The organism is Burkholderia sp. SR8, from assembly GCF_052851275.1.
Genome location: NZ_JAULUC010000004.1, coordinates 117,097 through 134,880 on the forward strand (window position 1 = coordinate 117,097; position 17,784 = coordinate 134,880).

7 protein-coding genes are annotated in these 17,784 nt (G+C 67.4%); 4 read left to right on the forward strand and 3 right to left on the reverse strand.

Going from position 1 to position 17,784, the window contains the following annotated elements:
- Positions 1–404: 404 nt before the first annotated feature.
- The 4 genes from Q3A80_RS06365 (at position 405) to Q3A80_RS06380 (ending at position 7,899) form a co-directional block, all read left to right on the forward strand.
- The gene (locus Q3A80_RS06365; protein WP_446328221.1) at positions 405–3,488 is read left to right on the forward strand and encodes an ATP-binding protein; all 3,084 of its coding nucleotides are present in this window, start codon (positions 405–407) and stop codon (positions 3,486–3,488) included.
- Positions 3,489–3,608: 120 nt separating this feature from the next.
- Positions 3,609–3,797, forward strand: a complete 189-nt coding sequence (locus tag Q3A80_RS06370; protein ID WP_446328222.1) for a hypothetical protein — start codon at positions 3,609–3,611, stop codon at positions 3,795–3,797.
- A 334-nt stretch (positions 3,798–4,131) separates the two neighbouring features.
- Positions 4,132–4,788, forward strand: coding sequence for a response regulator (locus tag Q3A80_RS06375; RefSeq protein ID WP_446328223.1), 657 nt, complete (start codon positions 4,132–4,134; stop codon positions 4,786–4,788).
- Positions 4,789–4,866: 78 nt separating this feature from the next.
- The gene (locus Q3A80_RS06380) at positions 4,867–7,899 is read left to right on the forward strand and encodes an ATP-binding protein (RefSeq protein WP_446328224.1); all 3,033 of its coding nucleotides are present in this window, start codon (positions 4,867–4,869) and stop codon (positions 7,897–7,899) included.
- Between the two features lie 724 nt (positions 7,900–8,623).
- Here Q3A80_RS06380 and Q3A80_RS06385 read toward each other — a convergent pair.
- The 3 genes from Q3A80_RS06385 to Q3A80_RS06395 all read right to left on the reverse strand — a co-directional run bounded on the left by Q3A80_RS06385 (position 8,624) and on the right by Q3A80_RS06395 (position 17,096).
- A complete protein-coding gene (locus Q3A80_RS06385; RefSeq protein ID WP_446328225.1) occupies positions 8,624–11,668 on the reverse strand; it encodes a two-partner secretion domain-containing protein in 3,045 nt (1,014 codons plus the stop codon).
- Positions 11,669–11,834: 166 nt separating this feature from the next.
- Entirely contained in the window at positions 11,835–15,266 is a 3,432-nt protein-coding gene (locus tag Q3A80_RS06390) for a GLUG motif-containing protein (RefSeq protein WP_446328226.1), read from the reverse strand.
- A 147-nt stretch (positions 15,267–15,413) separates the two neighbouring features.
- Positions 15,414–17,096 carry a ShlB/FhaC/HecB family hemolysin secretion/activation protein gene (locus Q3A80_RS06395; protein ID WP_446328227.1) on the reverse strand — a complete coding sequence of 561 codons (1,683 nt, stop codon included), beginning with the start codon at positions 17,094–17,096 and terminating at the stop codon, positions 15,414–15,416.
- Between the last annotated feature and the right edge of the window lie 688 nt (positions 17,097–17,784).

Genomic DNA, 17,784 nt, shown 5'->3' on the forward strand with positions numbered 1-17,784 from the left:
GTCGCGCAGGACCGAGCGGGCGCGTTCTGCGCGGCGGCATGAGACGGGTATCCGTCGCCGGATGCGCGGTATCGAGTGCCTCAGGCGCGCCGTGTCTCCCATGGATGCGCCTTTTGCCGCCGGCTTGCCGGCGGCGTTTTTGCACGGCCGCCCGGCCGCGCAGCGACGACTCCACTCGACCGATTGAAGGGTCGCTCGTGACGCAATTTCGCGATGATCGCTCGTCCGAGTTCAAAATCGCATAAAAAAATAATCGGACGTGTACTAAAAAGATAATGCACGACTGATTTTCGCAGTGTCGTTTGGCATGATCGGGAGATTGCTATCCCGAATGTATCCATCGTGACGTCCGGCCCGGCAGGGAATCTGCCGCATGTCCGCACCCGGCGCCGTCACACCGAGTCATGCCAAACAGCACGCTTGAATCCATTCGCCGCTACCAGAGCATTTCGATGTTCGGAGGCGGCATCGTCGTCACGATCCTGATCCTGATCGCCTGCGGGCTCGGGATCACGTCGATCGTCTACGGCTATCTGGATGGCGAGCGCAGCAATTTCCTGAACGGTGTCGAGGAGGCCGTCGACGAGGTGCAGGTGGCCGAGACGTCGTTCCGCAACGGCGTCACGAACACGCAGCTCATCTGGCGCGAGATCGGCCCGGCGCCGGCCGATATCGTGAACGCGTTCTTCGATCATGACCAGGAGCTTGCGATCAAGCCGTATCCGTCGCTGGTGGTCGGCGTGCCCGGGCAAACCGCGCAGCGCGACGAAGTCGCGCGCTATCTCGCACTGTCGTTCCTGCTGTCGCGCATCGGCGCGGCGAGCTCGATCAATCGCGGGCGCACGCTGGAGGGCTACCACTACAGCACGCGCACGGGCGTGTTCGGCTTCGTGCCGCACCTGGCGCGCGACAATCCTGCGCTCGCGTCGGCCGAGGCGCGCGCGCAGGTCCTCGCGGCGCTGCACGTCGATTTCGCCGGTCCGGCACCGGCCTCGAACGACGGCCGTCCGCGCGTCCGCTGGTTGCCGCCTTACATCAACCCGGTGACCGGGCAAGTACGCATCCGGATCGCCGCCGAAGCGCGCGCCGGCGGCCAGCCGTTCGCGGTGCTGGTCACCGAATACGCGCCGGAATACCTGCTTTCGTGGCTGCCCGGGCGCAGCCCGGCCGGCGTGTTCTTCATCACGTCTGCGGACAACCGGCTGATCGCGATCGATCCCGACGTCGAGCGCACGAACGCGCGCTCCGAGCGCCTGTTGCGCCTTGCTGTCGCGCAGGGCGAGCCGGCGTCGACCAAGCCGCTGTTTCGCGACGGCGCGATCGTGTTTCGCAGCAAGCTCGCGGCTACCGGCTGGACGATCGCCTATGCGCTGTCGTGGGCCGACGTGGCGGCCGGCATCGGCATGCAGGCCGGCGCGCTCGCGGCCGCGACGCTCGTCGCGATCGCCGTGATGTGGGTGCTGCTGGTGCGCTTTCACCGGCGCGTGCTCGTGCCGGTCTATGCGCGCTCGGCGCGCGTGTTCGACAGCGAGGCGCTGTGCCGCAGCGTGATCGCGATGGCGCCGGTCGGCATCGGCCTCGTGTCGCTGTCCGACCGGCGCGTGATGCTCGCGAGCGACGCGCTGACCCACATGCTGCTGCCGCACGGCGGCGATCCCCATGTCTTGTCCGCGCAGGTGCTTGACCGGTACGACGCATTCGTCGCGAACGGCGGCGACGGCCGGACGATGATGACCGAGCTCGTACTCGATGCGCATGGCGATGCGCCGCTGCACCTGGAGGTCATCGCGCACAGCGCGCGTTACCAGGGCGAGGACGTGCTGATCGCGGCGTTTGCCGATACGAGCGCGCAGCGCCGGCTCGTGCATCAGCTCGAGGAGGCGGTGCGCGCGGCCGATTCGGCGAATGCGGCCAAGTCGTCGTTTCTCGCCGCGACGAGCCACGAGATTCGCACGCCGCTGAACGTGATCCTCGGCAATCTCGAACTGCTCGAGCGCACGGCGCTCGATGCGTCGCAGCAGAGCCGCGTGCAGACGCTGCGCGCGTCGGCCGAGGGGCTGCTCGCGATCGTCAGCGACATCCTCGATTTCTCGAAGATCGAAGCCGGCGCGATGTCGGTCGAGTCGATCGAGTTCGACGTGATCGCCGTGATCGAACGCGAGCTCGCGGCCTTCGCGCCGATCGCGAAGGCGAAAGGGCTGCCGCTGTTCGCCGATATCGACGCGAGCAGCGCGCAGCGGATGCGCGGGGACCCGACGCGCCTCGCGCAGGTGGTCGGCAACCTGTTGGGCAACGCGATCAAGTTCACGAGCGAAGGGCGCATCGTCGTGCGCGTGTCGGCCGCGCAGGATGCGCGCGGCGTCGCGGAGCTCGCGATCGGCGTCGAGGATACGGGCATCGGGATCGATCACGCGCAGCAGGCGAGGCTGTTCAAGCCGTTCTCGCAGGTGGATGCGTCGATCACGCGGCGCTACGGGGGCACGGGGCTCGGGCTCGCGCTCTGCGATCGGCTGGTGGCGGCGATGGGCGGGGCGATCGCGGTCGACAGTGCGCCGGATATCGGCAGCCTGTTTACCGTGCGCCTGCCGCTGCGCATGGGGGTTGCGCCGAAAACCCCGGCCGGTGCGCTGCCGGGGGCGGGCCGGACGTTGATCGTCGTGTCGCCGGACGACACGTGGCGCGCGTTCGCGTTTCCGCATCTGCGCGCATGGGGTTTTGAAGTCGCGATGCACCCGAGTCCGATCGGGATTGCCGCCGGGTGCCTCGCGCGTGCACACGCGATCGTGCTCTTTGGCGATTCCGACCATTGGCGGCGCGAGGAACTCGACAGCCTCGGCGGCGGCACGCCGGTCGTGCTGGCGACACCGGACGGGCCGCTGCAGCCGAACGTCGCGGGCCGCACGATCCGCGTGTCGAGTTATTCGCTGAACGGGCTGCGCACGGCGATCGAGCAGGCGCGCGTCGCCACGGCCGGTTCGCTGCGCAGCCCGGGCCGCGCGGCCGATGCCACCCGGCCGGCGTTGCCGGTGCCCAGCGCGCGCGCGCCGCGCGTGCTGGTTGCCGACGACGCGTCGATCAACGGTTCGATCTTCCGCGAGCAACTGGACGTGCTCGGCTGCGTGGTCCGGTGCGTGTCGTCCGGCGGCGCGGCGCTGGACACGCTCGCCGACGGCGCATGGGACGTTCTGCTGCTCGGCGCCGACCTGCACGACATGTTGGCGCGCGAGTTGGCGGAGGCCGTCCATGCACGTGCGCTGCCGTGCGACATGATCGTCGTCGCATCGCATCTCGCGCCCGACGACGCACGGCGTTACGCGGCATCGAACGTCGACTGCGTGCTGACCAAGCCGGTGACGCTGGCCGACCTGAATCGCGGTCTGGCACGCATCGCGCGGCGGCGCGGGATCGCATTTCCCGCAGGCGCGGCCGACGAGCGGCCGGCCCCGGGCGTCATGGCGGCCGCAGCGGCACACTGGCCGGGACGATAAAAACGAAGCGACTCAGGGCGGCGTAGATCGCCTGCGTCAGAGCAGGAAAGGCAGACACGCTGCATCGCTCCGGTGCCGCGTGATTTCGACTGAAGAAGGAAGGGTAAGGCCGTGCGCTATATGGGAAAGGTGTTCGGGCTGCTGCTTGGATTTGCGACGCTGCCGGAGAAATCCCGACGGGATTTCCTCACGAAGCTGAACGAATTCATGATGATGTCGCCGTCGCAGAAGCGGCGGGCCATCACCGAGTGGCAGCACGCCGCGGATGACGGGTCGGGCGACCCGGACAAGTCCGTGGTCAAACGTTAGGCGGCGGCTCCGGCCGCCCCCGCGGGATGCGATCGATCGACGGCGTGGGGGCGCCGCCGATCGGACACGCGTGGGCGTCGGATAATGCAGGTTGAGGCGGCAACGCCGTGCCCGGCGCGGCGCCGGGCAAGGTTGCGGTTGCAGCGGACCGGCGCGGGCGCAGGCCATCATGCACTGCCGCGACGCAGAACCCGTCTAGTATCTTAAAATTACGCCGCGCACCGTTCGGTCCATCGAACGCCGCAACGCGACCGTGTTGCGGGATCGGTTTCGAATCACGGCGCGTTCGCACAACATGGCACGTCAGGCCGCGTGTATCGGGAGAAGAACAGAGATGGATGAATTTTTTGTGCGAGTGATGGTGGCGGACGATCATCCTTCGTCCGCGCTCGGGATGTCGCAGGCGCTCGCGGGCAGCAGCACGATCAAGCTGCTGGGTACCGTCTCCAATTCGACCGACCTGGTGGCGATGCTCGACGAGCAGCAGAGCGACGTGCTCGTCGTCGATTACGTAATGCCCGGCGGCAAATACGGCGACGGCCTGTCGTTGCTGTCGTTTCTCCAGCGTCGCTATCCGGCGCTGCGCCTCGTGACGATCACGATGATCGACAACCCGAGCGTGCTGCTCGCGATTCAGAAGCAGGGCGTAGGATGCATCCTGAGCAAGTCCGATGCGATTTCGCACCTGGTCGGGGCCGTTCATGCAGCTTTCGTCGGTGCAAACTATCTGTCTCCGTTCGTCAAGAAGCTGCTGGAGGAATGCCAGCCGTCTGCCGGTCTTCGTACGCTGACTGCCCGCGAGATCGAAGTCGTGCGGCTGTACGGCGCCGGCATGACGGTCGGCGAGATCGCCGTCCAGTTGCACCGCAGCAAGCAAACGATCAGCTCGCAGAAGTCGAGCGCGATGAAGAAGCTGGGCATCGTCCGCGATGCAGACCTGATCCGCTATGCGAGCGAGGGCCAGTTGCCCGACGCCGATGCCGACGCGTAGATCGGGAACCACCGCAGTGTTGAACGAACCGGGCAATGCCCGATGCGGGACCGGCCGGACGCGACCTCGACGAAATCTATGCCCGCGAAACTGAAAGCGCTGATCGCGCACTCCACGATGGCCGGCCGCAAACCGTACGAACCGGGCCGCGTTCGACGCCAGCAGCAATGGCTGCTGTACGGAAGCGGCGTCGCGATCACGCTGTTCATTCTCGTGTGCACGGCGCTCGTTGCGCGGCTCGACGTCCAGGAATCGATCGCGCAATACCGTTCCGACTTCCTGGTGCGCAAGGCCGATCTGCTGGCGGAACTGGAGGTGATCAAGGCGCTCCAGAACCGCTATGGCGAAACCCTGGAGCTGATGGCGGCGCAGCGCCAGTCGCAGCGGGCGGCTGCGCTCGAGCGGTTTGAAGTCGGTCACGGCCGGCTGGCCGTGCTCGGCCGGATCGCAGGGCGCGTGGCGGTCGCCGCGTTCGCCGTCGATCCATCGGCGAAATCGCGCGGCGCGTACCCGCCGTTTCTCGGCGGGTTTCTCGCAGACGTCGACGCCACGGGCGTCATGCCGCCGCAACAACCCGGCGACCCGGGAATGGGCGGGTACCTGATCGATCCGGACGGCAACTTCGTCATCGTCACCGGCTATCCGCTGGTCAAGCAGTCGCTTTCGTTGCCGCCGGGCTTCGACGTGAAGGCGCTGATCCGGCAGTTGCAGCCGCCTGCCGATTTCGATCCGGCGTCCGCGACGTCCCGTGATCGCACGGTTCTGCTCGACCGGCGCGACGATCCGCTCGCCGGCCGGTCGGTGCTGCGCTTCGTGCAGTCGGTCAGGGACGGCGACGGAAAACTGGTCGCCTGGTTCGTCATCGTCAGCCGGCCCGGGATCGACGCGATTCTGCAACCGTCATCCGCCGGCAGGGAATACGCACTTGTCGATTCGCACGCGAACCTGCTGAGCGGCCGGTCGTCCGATCCCGCGCTGCTCGCGCGTGCGGTCGAATTTGCGCGTGCGCCCGGCGCGCAGCGTGCGGCCGCGCACCGCGTCGGCACGAATATCGTCATCGGCGACCGGATGCCCGGATTCGACGAGATGCTCACCGCGACGTATACGTGGCGCAGCCTGTTCGACGACATGGCACTCCGTCTCGGTGTCGCGGCCGGTCTCGCGTTTCTCGCGATCGGCACGGTATGGTGCGCGATCCTTCTGTTCGACTGGCGTGCACTGCGGCCCGCCAATCGCCGCGCGATCCGGCTGATCGAAAGCGAGGCGCTCAACCGCGCGCTGATCCGCACGGCGCCGGCCGGGCTGATGCTGCTGTCCGTTGCCAATGGCGACACGATGGTGCGCAACGACGCCGCGCAACGCTATGACGGCGCCGCTACGGCGCCGTCGCTCGGCAAGCGGATCTGGCAGGCATACCGTGACAGTGCCGCGGGTGGACGGGCGCCACGCATCGTCACGCACGAGTTGCCGGTCGAAGTCGACGGCGCGGGCGCGACCTATCTCGCCGCGCATATCGTGCGGACCCGCTACCGCGGCGTCGACGTGCTGCTCTGTACGCTCACCGACATCACCGCGCGCAAGCAGGTCGAGCACAAGTTGCGCGAGGCGCGGGAAGCCGCGGACGATGCGAACAAGGCGAAGTCCACGTTCCTCGCGACGATGAGCCACGAGATCCGTACACCGCTGAACGCGATCGTCGGCAACCTCGAGCTGATGGAGCGGGCGCAGCTGCCGGCCAGCGAGAGGCGCCGGCTGCAGACGGTCATGTCGTCGTCCGACGCGTTGCTGCACATGATCAACGACGTGCTCGACCTGTCGAAGACCGAATCCAACCAGATGGTGTTCGAAGCGATTTCGTTCGACCTGCGCGCGATGCTGCGCGATGTCGCGGCGATCTTTCGTCCGCTTGCCGATGCGAAGCAACTCGCACTCGAATGCCGGATGGCGCCGGAACTGGCCGACGGCTACGTCGGCGATCCGACCCGGCTGCGCCAGATCCTGTCGAACCTCGTCAGCAACGCGATCAAGTTCACCGAGCACGGCGGCGTGACGATCGACGCGCGCCCTGCCGCGGCTTCCGACGGCGCGCACGGCGTCGAAATCTCGGTGCGCGACACCGGGATCGGCATTCCGCCCGAGAGCCTGCCGACGTTGTTCGACGTGTACGTGCAGACCGATCCGTCGATCTATCGGCGCTTCGGCGGCACCGGGCTCGGACTGCCGCTCTGCGCGCGTCTCGCGCGCTTGATGGGCGGCGCGTTGACGGTCGACAGCCGGCCGGGCAGGGGCTCGACGTTCGTCGTGTCGCTGCCGCTGGCCAATGCGCCGTCCGAATGGCGCTTCGCGTTCGACGACGCACCGGCCGATGCGCCCGTGCTGCGCATGCAGGCGGACGACGGTGCGCCGCTGCGCGTGCTCGTCGCGGAAGACCATCCGGCGAGCCGTGCGTTGCTGCGGGATCAGCTCGATGCGCTGCAATGCGACGCGACGCTGGTGTCGAACGGTATCGAAGCGATGCGCGCGTTTTTTGCGCAGCCGTTCGATGTCGTGCTGACCGATCTCGGCATGCCGGAACTCGACGGGTTCGCGCTCGCCAACTTCCTGCGCGAGCAGGGCGCGAAGGTGCCGGTGATTGCGATGACCGCGCATGCGACCGACGAGGACCGCCGGCGCTGCAAGGAGGTGGGCGCAGTCGAGGTGGTGCTCAAGCCGCTGTCGATGGATGCACTGGAGGCGGTGCTGCGGCGGCATGCCGGGCGCGTGTCGTCGCATGCCGGCGCCCCGTTGGAAGCGGAGCCGCCGTCCGGGCTGACCGACGAGATACGCGAGACGCTGCGGGCTGCGACGCTTCACTCTCTCGACGTGATCGACGCGGCATTGGAAAGCGGCGCACTCGAATCGGTCAAGGTCGAACTCCACTCGATGCGCGGGGGCTTCGCGCTCGCGGGCGACACGGTGGCGCGGGATGCATGTGCGGCCGCCGAACGGACCGTGTTGGAAGGTGGCGTCGAGCGGCTGAAATCGGACTGGCTCGCGTGTCGCGCAGCGATTGAAGCTGCGCTCGAGCGCCTCGCTGAAGGCGGGCCACGCCAGCCGCACGGCAGCGCCTGACGCCGGAGCGGATTCCGCGCGATCCGCTTGCGGGAAATGGCCACGCGCGTCGCGCGTGGCAATCGATCATGCGCATGTTTCCATGCGCTTTCAACATGCCGGGCGGACCGTTTGGCGTCTGCCGGCCCCATCTTGCTGCGTGTCGCGCACCGCGGCGCACCAATCGTGCTTTCGCACGATCGCTCCCGTTCCATACGAACTCGGTCGAGCGTCCGGTGCATTTCATCTTTCATGGGCGACTTTGCGCGTTGCAGCCCTTGTTTTTCATACCCCGTCGAACACGCGACATCTGTCGGTACTGCCGCCGGAAACGCCAAGCCAGCGCGTTGTTGGTACGGCAGCCGGTGCGGATGGCGGGTCAGACGCGGGATCGATTTGACAATCGACGTTCAGGTCTCTGGGCTTCAGCGGCCTTGTCCGCCAACTGCCACCTCATGCCCGCGATGGCCTCGCTGTGGAATGCGAAGCAACCGGAGCGCGGCTCACTGCGACCGGGAATGTGCGCCATCGGGTCGAGGGAGCGAAAGTGGACGGCCAGTCCATCGACGATTTCAACGTGTATCCCGGCGTTCCGCTGCCCGTGACGGGGCATGTCGTGGAGATTCCCGGGCATCCGGTGTGTCGCGTCACTTCGCGCTGACAGCGTTTCATCGACGATCCTCCGATAGGGCCCCCGCCCTTCGGCTGAACGGGGGCCATCGTCTACGCCTGGTTCAACCCGGCATCACCGCCCCGCCGGCCCATAAACTCGCTCCCCATCGATCATCCCGTAGCTCAACCCGACCATGGCGTGGTCTTGCGGCTGACCGGTGACCGACATCGCGTTGATGTTGCCCGTATTCGTATTCAGGCCGACGAAGCTGCCCCAGAACCACGGGCCGTAGGTCGGCGTCGCCAGATCGAGCCGCGAACTCGACTTCGATTCGCGGATCGTGCCGGCGTTCTCGCCGACGAGGCCGCCGAGGTTCGAGCGGTCGCCGGAGATCGTGCCGGAGGACGACGCGTTCTCGATCGTGGCGCCGTCGTCGTTCAGGCCCACGAGGCCGCCGACGTTCGAGTTGTCCGCAGCCGCGTTGCCCGACGCCGATGCATGACGAACGATCGCGTTGCCGCCACGGTTCGTGCCGATCAGCCCGCCGGCCCGGCTGTCGTTGCCGGCCTTCACGTCGACGGCGGCTTCCGCCGTATCGACCACGCCCGTATTCAGGCCGACGAGCCCGCCGACGTCGCTTCCGTCGAGCGCGCCGACCGTGCCGTCGGCACGCGCGCTCCGTACGGTCCCGTCGTTCGTACCCACGAGGCCGCCGACATGGCTGTTGCGGCCAGCGGTCACCGTGGCCGTCGCGCGCGCGTTGCGGATCGTTCCGCCGTTAGCGCCCGCGAGCCCGCCGACGTTGTTGCTCGCGAGATCGGTCACGTCGCCGGCCGACGAGACGGCGTCGAGCATGCCACGTGCGTTTTCGCCGACGAAGCCCCCGGTCGCGATCGCGCCGGTGGCCGTCACCGGGCCGGTCGCGGACGCGTCCGAGATCGTGCCGCCGTCTCGGTTTCTGCCGGCGAAGCCGCCGACATAACCGCCTTTCGTCGCCGATACGGTGGCGGTGGTCGACGCGTCTCGAATCGTGCCGCTGTTAATGCCCACCAGGCCGCCGGTGTTGGTGTTGTCGCGTCCCGCCACGCGCCCGCTGCTCGATGCAAGAACGATGTGGCCGGCGTTCGTCCCGACGAGCCCGCCGACGCTCTGGAGTTCGCGGCTGATCGTCGATCCGACGCCGGACAACACGACATCGGCGGCAGCTTCGCTATCGGCGATCGTGCCGGAGTTGGTGCCGGCCAGTCCCCCCACGATGATCGCCATGGCGCTGCCGGTCACGCGACCGGTGAAGCGCGCGTGTTCGATCGTGCCGAGGTTGCGCCCGACCAGGCCGCCCATCTGGCCGACGTTCCTGCCATGGTGCGACACGCTCATGTTTTTCGCGTTGACGTTGAAGATGCGACCGCGCAGGTTGTCGCCGACCAGTCCGCCGATGAATGCCGAACGACTCGCCGCGGTGCCGTCGACGACGAGCGAATCGAGCGTCAGGTTCGCGATCTCGCCGCTGTTGCGCGCGAACAGGCCGATGTTCGGCGCGGTGTTGGTGACCGACAGACGGCCGATCGTATTGCCGAGGCCGTCGAATACGCCGGAGAACGTGTTGTCGCCGCCGATGCTGCGGAAGTTCGCATTCGCGCCGTCGATCGCGTTGCCGAGCACGTAGCGGCCGTTCAGGTTCGCGTCGACGTTGCGCAGGTCGGCGACCGTGTGCAGCACGTTGTAGTCTTCGCCGTTCGCGCGGAACGAGGCATTGCTGCCGGACAGCGTGACGGCGGCCTTGCCGGCCGCGAACGCGCGGCCGTTCTTCGCGTTCAGTTCGAGATGCGCGTGGCGGCCGGTGAGCTTCACCGCGTCGTTCACGCGGATCTGGTCGGCTGCGTTGACGACGAGGCGCGCGTGCGTGCCGTTCGCGACGAGCGTGCGTTGCAGATCGACGCGGCCCGTGGTCGAGCTCAGCGTGAGCGCGTTGTCGCTCGCCCAGGCCACGTCGCCGCCGACGGTGAGGTCGCCTGCCGTGTTGGTCAACTGGATGTTGGTCGTATCGAGGTTGCGGGCGAGCGTGCTCGCGCCGATCGATCGATCGCCGTTGGCGCTATTCGTTGCCGATTCGGCCGTCTGCTCGAAGACGCCCGCGTTCTTCGCCGCGATCGTCCATGCGCCCGCGTGGCCGCTCGCGCCACGGGTATCGACGCGCGTGCTGGCTGCGACGTCGACGCGTTCGCCGCGCGTCAGCACCGTGCCGATGGCGTCGCCGGCGGCATCGAGCGTGCCGGCGACGTTGACGGCGCCGCCATCGAGCGTAATCTTGCCGCCGCGGCCGGAAAGCCCCTTCGCTTCGATCGTGCCGGCATTGTTGACCACCGCATCGAGCAGGTTGCCGGCCGCGCGCGCGGTCATCAGCACCTCGCCGCCATCGGCTTTCAGCAGGCCGCCGTTGCTAGCCTGCGCATCGACCGCACCGCCTTCGACCTGCAGGCTGAGCAGATCGCTGCCGTCGAAGTTGACCTTGAATGCATTGCCGGCGCCGAGCGCGACGCGGCCCATCTTCGCCTGGATCACGCCGTTGTTCGACACGCGCGCGCCGAGCAGCGCGACGCTGCCGCCGTCGGCGGCGGCGATCGTACCGTCGTTGACGATCGACGCGGCCGAATTGCCGGCGAAGCGATAGTTGCCGGCGACGAAGTCGGCATCGGACAGCGCCTGCGTGGATGCGACGAGGCCGCCGACGTTGATCTGCGCGCCGGCACCGAACAGCACGCCGTTCGGGTTGACGAGGAAGACCTTGCCGTTGGCGTCGATACTGCCGTGGATCTGGCTGCCGTTGTTGCCGATCACGCGGTTCAGCGCGATGGACTGGCTGCCGGGCTGGCGGAACGACACGCGCTCGCCGCCGGCGACGCTGAAGTGCTGCCAGTTGGTGACGAGCTTGTCGGAATGCTGGTTGACGGACATCGACTTGCCGTCGGCGTCGCGCAGGATGTCGGCCTTGCCGTGCGTGACGGCTTCGCCGGTGGGCAGCGCGAACGCGGGCAGTGCGGCGAAGCCGAGCAGCGAGATGGCGGCTGCGGCGAGGCGCTTGCCGCCGGCCGACTTGCCGCGGCGGCGCGCGGTTTCCCCGACCGCGCTCCAGCATCCCTGGGACTGGTTCCAGATCAGTGCGTAGGTCTTGTTCATCGTTTTGACATCCTGATTGATGATTCAGTGCGCCGGCCGGTCGACGTTACGACCGGCCGTCGGTATGGGGCCGGCGGCCTGCCGGCCACCGGCCGAGAGCGGCCCCGCCGCTCTCGATGCGAGTCAGGCGACCGTGCGGATGACGGCGCCTGCTATCGGACCGTGCTTACGGCCGCACGAGTCCGAAGTTGACGCCAACCAGCGAGCCGTAGACCTGCCCAGCGCCGGGGGTGACATCGACGCGGCCGGTGGCCGACGAGCCGAAGACCTGACCGAAGTTGCCGCCCACAAGACCGCCGAGCTTCGCGGACTGTCCGCCGGATACCGTGCCGCTCGCCGTCGACGCGGCGATCGTGCCGCCGTTGTTGCCGACGAGGCCGCCGACGAAGCTGTAGTTGCCGCCCTTGACCGAACCCGTCGCGTGCGACCGGTCGATCTTGCCCTTCAACGAGCCGACGAGGCCGCCGATGTCGCTGTTCGCGCCGCCTTGAACGTTGCCCGACGCGGTGGAGTTCGACACGGTGCCGCCATCGTTAAAGCCGATCAGGCCGCCGACCTTCGACAGGTCGCCGGCCTTGACTGCACCGCTGGCCTCGCTGTTGGAGACCAACCCGTGATTGCGCCCGACGAGACCGCCCGCCATGCTGGACAGTCCGGCCGACACGTTGCCGTGCGCTTTGGCGACGGCGAGCACGCCGCGGTTCAGGCCGACGAAGCCGCCTGCGACGCTGGAGAGGCCCGCGACGGTCTGACCCGACGCCGTCGACTTGGCGATGCTACCGGTGTTCGCGCCGGCGAAGCCGCCCGCGGTGCCGCCCATGCCGACGGTCACGTCTCCGGTTGCTTCGGACGCCTCGACCAGCCCGTTGTTGAGGCCGGCGAAGCCGCCGACCGTGCCGCCGTCGCTGCCCGACACGTTGCCGCCGGCCGTCGATGCTTCGATGAAGCCGTGGTTCATGCCCGCGAAGCCACCGACCGTCGACTTGCCGACTGCCTTGACGAGGCCGAGTGCATGCGACGTGCCGATGATGCCGTTGTCATCGTTGCGGCCGACGAAGCCGCCCGCGACACTGTCCCTGCCTGCGACGACGTTGCCCTTGGCGGTCGATCCGTCGATCGTGCCGTTGTTTTGCCCGGCGAAGCCGCCTGCGGCCCAGGTCACGTCGCCCGTGCTCACGTTCGCGCTGGCGGTCGAATCCTCGATGGTGCCGTTGTTGATGCCAACGAAGCCGCCGATCGTGCCGGCCGTGCCCGCGCGCGTTTCGCCATTGCTCGTGGACGATGCGATCGTGCCGATGTTCAGACCGACGAGGCCGCCCGCGATCGCACCGTTGCCGACCGTGACTTTCCCGTTGGCGTGCGAGGTGTCGATGGTGCCGAGGTTGGCGCCGACGAGCCCGCCGGCGATCGCGTCGCGGCCTGTCGTCACGGTCGCCGAGGCGGTCGACGACGAACCGGTGATGACGCCGCCGGCCGAGTTGATGCCGACGAGACCACCGACCATCGCTGCGTCACCCGACGCGACGACGCTGCCGGCGCTCGACGAGCGCTCGATCAATCCGGTGTTATGGCCGACCAGGCCGCCTGCCGGACCGTCGAACCCGGTGGTGACGCGCACGTCGGCATGGCTGTCGCGGATCGCGGCCAAGACCGGCGGCCGGTCCAGCACCTTCAGGTTTTCGCCCGCGAGGCCGCCGATCGACTGCGCGTTGCGATCGCCGTCGACGCGGCCAAACACCGACGCGCGCTCGATCACGCCGCCGTAGTTCGCGCCGACGAGACCGCCGGCGACCACGCGACCCGTCGTTGTGACGGTCACGTTGCGCGCCGTCACGTTCGAGATTTCGCCGGTGTTGAGGCCGACGAGCGTACCGACGGAAACCGGCGTGCCGTACGGCGTGCCCGATGCGGTGGTCGTGATGTCGTGCAGGCCCAGGTTCGCGATGCGACCCACGTTCTGGCCGAACAGACCGACTGCGGTTGAGCCGGGCTTGGACACGCGCAGCCGGCTCACCGAATTGCCGAGGCCGTCGAATACGCCGGAGAATGCGACGCCTCGGCCGATGCTGGCGAAGTTCGCGTTCGCGCCGTCGATCGCGTTGCCGACCACATAGCGGCCGTTCAGGTTCGTGTCGATGTTGCGCAGGTCGGCGACCGTGTGCAGCACCTTGTAGTCATCGCCGTTCGAACGGAACGAGGCGTTGTCGCCGGACAGCGTGACGGCGGCGTTGTCGGCGGCGAGCGTGTGACCGTTCTTCGCGTTCAGCTCGAGGTGCGCGTTGCGGCCGGTGAGCTTGACGGCGTCGCTCATGCGGATCTTGCCGGCCGCGTTGATCAGCAGGTTCGCGTTTGCGCCGGTTGCCGACAGCGTGCGTTGCAGATCGACGTTGCCCTTGCGCGAGGTCAGCGTCAGTGCATTGTCGCTCGCCCAGGTTACGTCGCCGCCGACGGCGAGATCGCCGCTGGTGTTGGTCAACGCGACGTTGGTGTTGCCGAGATGGCGCGACAGCGTGTCGGCGCCGATCGAGCGATCGCCGCCGGTGTGGCTGTTCACGCCGGCGTTGGCCGCCTCGATCGCCCACGTGCCGGCCGCGTTGCCTGCGTGCGTGTCGACTTGTGCATCGGCTGCGACGTCGACGCGTTCACCGCGCGTCAGCACCGAACCGGCGGCTTCACCGCTGGCGTCGAGTTTGCCGGCGACGTTGACGGCGCCGCCGTCGAGCGTGATCTTACCGCCGCGGCCGGAGAGCCCCTTCGCCTCGATCGTGCCGGTGTTGTTGACTACCGCATTGAGCAGGTTGCCGGCCACGCGCGCGGTCATCAGCACCTCGCCGCCGTCGGCCTTCAGCAGGCCGCCATTGGTTGCCTGCGCGTCGACTGCAGCGCTTTCGACCTGCAGGCTGAGCAGGTCGCTGCCGTCGAAGTTGACTTTGAACGCGTTACCGGCGCCGAGCGCGACGCGGCCCATCTTCGCCTGGATCACGCCGTTGTTCGACACGCGCGCGCCGAGCAGTGCGACGCTGCCGCCGTCGGCGGCGGTGATCGTGCCGTCGTTGACGATCGAGGCGGTCGAAAGGCCGGCGAAGCGATAGTTGCCGGCGAGGAAGTCGGCATCGGACAGTGCCTGCGTCGACGCGACGAGGCCGCCGACGTTGATCTGCGCGCCGGCGCCGAACAGCACGCCGTTCGGGTTGACGAGGAAGACCTTGCCGTTGGCGTCGATGTTGCCGTGGATCTGGCTGCCGTTGTTGCCGATCACGCGGTTCAGCGCGATGGACTGGCTGCCGGGCTGGTGGAACGACACGCGCTCGCCGCCGGCGACGCTGAAGTCCTGCCAGTTGGTGACGAGCTTGTCGGTATGCTGGTTGACGGACATCGACTTGCCGTCGGCGTCGCGGAGGATGTCGGCCTTGCCTTGCGTGATGGCTTCGCCGGTGGGCAGCGCGAAGGCGGGCAATGCGGCGAAGCCGAGCAGCGAGATGGCGGCTGCGGCGAGGCGCTTGCCGCCGGCCGACTTGCCGCGGCGGCGTGCGGTTTCCCCGACCGCGCTCCAGCATCCCTGGGTCTGGTTCCAGACCAATGCGTAGGTCTTGTTCATCGTTTGTTGTCGCTCTCTAAGAGTAAAGATGATGGCTTCGTATTGATAGGTATACCTAACGAAGCCGCGCTTCCGGATACGAATGTCTGTTCGTTTCCGGCGATGCGGACGATCCGGCGCGAGGCCGGATCATCCGTTGCGGGCCGCTCAGAAGTACGTGGCGGCCTGCAACCAGACGCTCGGCGAACGTGTCGCCGACGCGACCTTGAAGGCCGGGCCCAGCGGCAGCGCGGCGGTCAGGTTGATTTGATGACGTGTGCCGAACCAGCTCGCGCCGATGCCGAGCGACGACAACTGCACTGTGTTGCGCTCGCGGGTCCACGGTTGCTTGCTGAGCTGGACGCGCCCCGTGTCGGCGAACGCGGTGAATTGCCAGCCGGGCGCGGCGAGATAGCGCAATTCCGTGCTCGCTTGCCAGCCCTGGTCGCCGTTGCCCGCGCCGAGCGCATACGCACGCACGCCGTAGGGGCCGCCGAGGCCGAACTTTTCGGAGGAGTCGAGATTGCGCGACGACAATTGCGCGCTGAATTGCGTATAGAGCTGAAACCGCGCACCGAGCGCTTGCATCCGCAACGCACTGACGTTCAGCTTGATGAAGCGGCCGTGCGCGTGCGTGATCGCATTCATGCCGACTCCGTCGTTGCCGCTCAGATGGCCGACGCCGACGGTGGCCGAGAAGCCGTTCCTGCCGCCGCTGCCGGCACTGTCCTGGCTGTTGCCGCTCAGGCCGACCGTCCACAGGTCGATGCGCTTGTCGTTGTCGATGTCGAAATAGCCGTAGCGATCCTGCAGGTGTTTGTTCTCGTACGTGAGCTGCGCGTTGACGCTCGCCTGGCGGCTGCGCACGAGCGGTTGCGTGACGAATGCCGAACGGACGTCGGCGCTGCCGCGATAGTCGAGTTCCTTCAGGCTGCCGCCGATCCGGTAGTTCATGTCGGAATAGGCGACGCCGATGCGCGTCGACGCGGGGCCGACCGGCACCTGATAGGCGGTGCGGTAGTAGCGCTGATGCATGTTGCTGGTCAGCCCGCGCAGCGAGAAGCGATCGCCGAGACGCAGCGGCGCGTTGACGTCGATGCTGCCGGTCGCGCGGTAACGGCCGGTCAGCGGATCGCCGAAGTTGTCGAATTCGAGCGAGCCGGTGGCGAGCGGGCCGGGTTCCGCGTCGATCGCGAGGTCGGTCGTGCCGGGTTCGGTGCCGGGCCGCAGCGTGCCCTTCGCGCCGACGCCGGGCATTTCATCGAGCAGCATGAGGCTGCGCTCGAGGCTCCCGCCGTGCGCAATGTCGCCGGGACGCAGTGCGGCGAGCGGCTGGCGTAGCGCGGGCTCGACTACCCGCGTCCGGTTGTGCAGTTCGACTTGCCCGTAGCGGCCTTCGACGATCGCGATACGGACGATGCCATCTTCGATGTCCTGCTGCGGCAGGTACGCGCGCGCCAGGACGTAGCCGCGCTCGCGATAGTAGCGCGTGATCCGGTTCGCGGCCTGCTGCAGTTCGCCGAAGCCGAGTTCGCGACCGGTGAGGTCGGCCAGCAGCGCGTCGAGTCGTGCCGCGGGGACCGCCGTGTTGCCTTCGATGACGAATGCACGGACCGCGACGCGCGGACCCGCGCCTTCTTCGGCCGCCGGAGCGGACTCGACGGGCGAGATGTCGAGGTCCGGGCGCGTGGCGGCGGGCAGGGACGGGCGCACGGCTTCGATGTCGCGAATCGATTGCCCGGCGCTGGGCATCTGCGCATGGGCGAGACCGAAACCGGGAAGGAGCCATGCGGCGGCGATGTAGCCGGTTCGCCGGACGGCGTCGCGCAGCGCACGCGTTCCGGTCGGCATTGCATGGCGGCGCGCAGGGGTGACGTGCGACGTGGGCGGCTGGTTCGCAGACGCGCAGAAGGCGGCTGTCGACTTACCGACGACCACCGGCGCTCGCGTGCGACGGAAGATAGGAATATCTCACCCCTGGGAAGTAATGGTGGACGCGTCTCAAGATTCGGAGTTGGTCCGTTGAGAATGCCGGGGATATTACGAAAGGGACGCGGGCGTGGATATTGAACAAGTACGAGCGCGTGGGTGAAACCGCTCTGTCTTGCATGATTTTTTTAGAGATTCGCGCCGATGTGATGCGCGGCTCCGTCGGACGAACGCGAAACGCGATGGTGCGGGTCCGCCACGGCCTGATGCGGCCGGCCGCGTAACTGCTTGACCACGAGCGGTTCTTTAAATAGGTGTGCCGGTCGCGTCGAGAATAGGACAAGACAATTAAAAATCCCAACCTCTTTAGGACATGTCCGATTAAAAACGCGCTTTCACGATGGCAATATACGGGCTTGCATTGCTTTTGATCGGAGGCGCTCCGTAAATAAATGCCGCGCTTTACGCTTTATGCGTTGCCAAATTGCGCCATCCGAATCAGATATTTAATAGGTTGTGACGTTTACGCAGGTTTGTCGTCATAAGACATATTTTGCACTACAAAATAATAGGATAAGACCCGTCGTCGATCTGGCAATCGATTCGTGTC

Excerpts from the sequence above, each read along its gene's own strand:
- Q3A80_RS06365 (WP_446328221.1), top strand. The coding sequence starts at position 405 with ATGCCAAACAGCACGCTTGAATCCATTCGCCGCTACCAGAGCATTTCG.
- Q3A80_RS06370 (WP_446328222.1), top strand. The coding sequence starts at position 3,609 with ATGGGAAAGGTGTTCGGGCTGCTGCTTGGATTTGCGACGCTGCCGGAG.
- Q3A80_RS06375 (WP_446328223.1), top strand. The coding sequence starts at position 4,132 with ATGGATGAATTTTTTGTGCGAGTGATGGTGGCGGACGATCATCCTTCG.
- Q3A80_RS06380 (WP_446328224.1), top strand. The coding sequence starts at position 4,867 with ATGCCCGCGAAACTGAAAGCGCTGATCGCGCACTCCACGATGGCCGGC.
- Q3A80_RS06385 (WP_446328225.1), bottom strand. The coding sequence starts at position 11,668 with ATGAACAAGACCTACGCACTGATCTGGAACCAGTCCCAGGGATGCTGG.
- Q3A80_RS06390 (WP_446328226.1), bottom strand. The coding sequence starts at position 15,266 with ATGAACAAGACCTACGCATTGGTCTGGAACCAGACCCAGGGATGCTGG.
- Q3A80_RS06395 (WP_446328227.1), bottom strand. The coding sequence starts at position 17,096 with ATGCCGACCGGAACGCGTGCGCTGCGCGACGCCGTCCGGCGAACCGGC.